The following is a 2,543-nucleotide window of genomic DNA, read 5'->3' as shown; positions in this document are numbered from 1 at the left end:
TCTTCGGTCCGGCTGAAGGGCACGCCGTAATGCTCTAGCTCATAAACCGCCTTTGGAGCCTCGCGCGCGAGATACTCCATCGCGTCGGTATCGCCCAGCCAGTCCGAGCCCTTGACGGTGTCATACATATGCCACTGCCAGTGATCGGGGCCCATGTTGGACAGCGACGCGGCGATACCGCCTTGCGCGGCCACCGTGTGGGATCGGGTCGGGAACACCTTGGTCACGCACGCCGTGCGCAGACCCTGCTCCGCCATGCCCAGCGTGGCACGCAGACCAGCGCCACCGGCACCGACAACGACCACGTCATATTCGTGCGTTTCGTATTCGTATTCTGCAGTCATATTCTCAGGTCCTTACCGCTGGCATTACAGGGCTAGCTTGACAAGGGCGAACAGCCCCACGGCGATCACCGTGTAGGCAAACCCGGTTACGGCCATAAGCGTCAGCTTCTCGGCAACGCCATGCACGTAATCTTCGACAGCGGCCTGCGCTTCGCGCATCAGATGGATGGTTCCGAACACCAATGTCAGGGCGGTTATAATGGCCGGGAAGGGGCGGCTGTAATAGGCAAGCACCTCTTCATAGGTCCCGCCCAGACCGTTGGCGAAGGTGAAAACAAACAACGGCACCAGAAACACCAATGCGGTCGAGCTGACCATCATCTGCCAATGATGATGGGTGCCCTGCCGTCCTGCCCCGTTGCCCTGCGCGCGCTTGCGATCGGTCAGATAGTGCATCGCCATCTCCTTAAACCATCAACGCCGTGGCCACGGCCAGAACGGTCGCCACCACGAACATGCCGACCCCCAGCTTTTCTGAGACCTCAACATTCAGACAATATCCCAGATCCCAGATCACATGCCGCAGACGCCCCAGCATGTGGTAGTACAGCGCCCATGCCCCACCGAACATGACCAGATCACCCAGAAAGCTGCGCATCAGCCCATCGATGAAATCGAAAGCGCCTTGTGATGTCGCCGCCGCCAGCAACCACCAGACAACCAATGCCGACAGCGCAAATGCCGCAAGGCCAGTGATACGCACCATGATCGACGACAGCGAAGTCATCTGCGGTCGGTAGATCGAAAGATGCGGAGAAAGCGGGCGGTTGCCCCGATTTACATCGGCCATGGCGGCTCCTTTTCGGTTGGCTATCGACGGTTTTACCTTTTTTTGCGACTCTGTCACGTGCTGCAGGTGCAAAAATCATTAATTTCTGCGCAAAAATTTGGATATCTCTGCTTCGTGATCACGCAAAATATCGTTGTGATCACAAAACCCGCAGAACTGCGCCTATGTTAGCGTTTTCAAGGTCAAAGCGTTGTGATCACGAATCTGCAAACCAGTCATTCCAGACCCGCTGTCTGCTGCGTCACTTCGCGCAGCAACTTTTTGCGGATTCGCTCCGGGTAATCGGAAAACCCCGCCGCCGAGACGACAAAGGCGCCTTCGCCAACAATGACATTCTCAAAGAAATAGGCGGTCAGGTCGGGCTCGCTTTCTTCAATGGCGATGGCGTTCACGGTCACGCCGCGCGCGCGCAACAGGCTGCGCAATTCGGACGGTTCAATCCCCTCGTTCGATATCCCGTCCCCCGACAGATCAATCAGGTGGCGTTTGCACTGCGGCACGGCATCGAAGCTGGCGATTGTGGTTTCCAGCGCCTCGCCAATTGCGGTCGAGAAATTGCGCCAGACGCGGGGGTCGTTGGCCACCTGCTCGGCAAAGTGATCCAGCGTGGCGAAACTGTCGATCCGGGTCCAGGGAATGGTGATCTTCTGGCGCGAAGAGCCGGTCCACTGCACCAGCATCAGCTGCGCCTGCCCACGCACCAAAGCCTCGGACACGATAGGGTCGCGCAGCCCGGCGGCCAGCCCGTCCATCTGGGTGTTAAACTCCCAACTGTCGACCGACCCGGAAACATCCACAGCCAGCGCCAAAGCCAGATCACACGCCCAGGCAGGGGGGGCCAGACAAAGACATGCGGCAAGGGCACGGAGCGAGACCATGCCCAAAGCTTAGCACGGTTTTCAGCCCTTGCATTCACATGAACGTAATCGGCGGGTTTAGGTCGGCATCAGCGCCCAGTAATCCAGATCCAGCAGCACACCGGGCTGGTATTTCCCGTCTTCATTGCGCAGCTCAAAGGGCTCACCCCCTTTGGTCGCCACCAGCCGCAGGCGGATGGCACCAACGCCAGGCACGCCGGTCTCGGCCTTGTCCAGAACCTCGGACCAGGCCTTGATCGTGTCGCCCGCAAAGCACGGGTTGGCATGCGCCCCGCCATTCAGACCGACGATCATCTGCGCATTGGCCAGCCCGTTGAACGACAGCGTCCGCGCCATCGAGATCACGTGACCGCCATAGATCAGCCGCCCTTCGGGGCGGAAGGTCAGGTCGAAATGCACCTTGGCGGTGTTCTGCCACAGGCGAGTGGCCAGCATATGCTCGGCCTCTTCCACGGTGACGCCGTCCACGTGGTCGATGGTTTCGCCGATCTCATAGTCACCCCAGCGATGCGGCTCGCCCGCCAGTGCGAA

General features: G+C 59.5%; 5 protein-coding genes. All 5 read right to left on the bottom strand.

Features of this window, described 5'->3' with window-relative positions; all coding sequences use genetic code 11:
* A partial coding sequence (locus tag MPJ51_RS05190; protein ID WP_298382767.1) for an FAD-binding protein occupies positions 1-344 on the bottom strand: 344 nt, incomplete at its 3' end.
* 24 nt (positions 345-368) lie between these two features.
* Complete coding sequence (gene sdhD, locus MPJ51_RS05185; RefSeq protein ID WP_298382765.1) at positions 369-740, bottom strand: succinate dehydrogenase, hydrophobic membrane anchor protein; 372 nt, start codon at positions 738-740, stop codon at positions 369-371.
* Between the two features lie 10 nt (positions 741-750).
* Positions 751-1,134, bottom strand: coding sequence for a succinate dehydrogenase, cytochrome b556 subunit (gene sdhC, locus MPJ51_RS05180; RefSeq protein WP_298382762.1), 384 nt, complete (start codon positions 1,132-1,134; stop codon positions 751-753).
* A 215-nt stretch (positions 1,135-1,349) separates the two neighbouring features.
* On the bottom strand, positions 1,350-2,012 hold the full coding sequence (locus tag MPJ51_RS05175; RefSeq protein WP_298382759.1) for a DUF1194 domain-containing protein: 663 nt from the start codon (positions 2,010-2,012) through the stop codon (positions 1,350-1,352).
* A 57-nt stretch (positions 2,013-2,069) separates the two neighbouring features.
* A partial coding sequence (locus MPJ51_RS05170; RefSeq protein ID WP_298382756.1) for a MaoC family dehydratase occupies positions 2,070-2,543 on the bottom strand: 474 nt, incomplete at its 5' end.

Origin of the sequence: Ruegeria sp. (assembly GCF_028066395.1) — a bacterium.
Classification (GTDB): Bacteria; Pseudomonadota; Alphaproteobacteria; order Rhodobacterales; family Rhodobacteraceae; genus Ruegeria.
The sequence above is the reverse complement of the archived record's forward strand: the minus strand, read 5'-3'. Positions and strand labels throughout refer to the sequence as shown.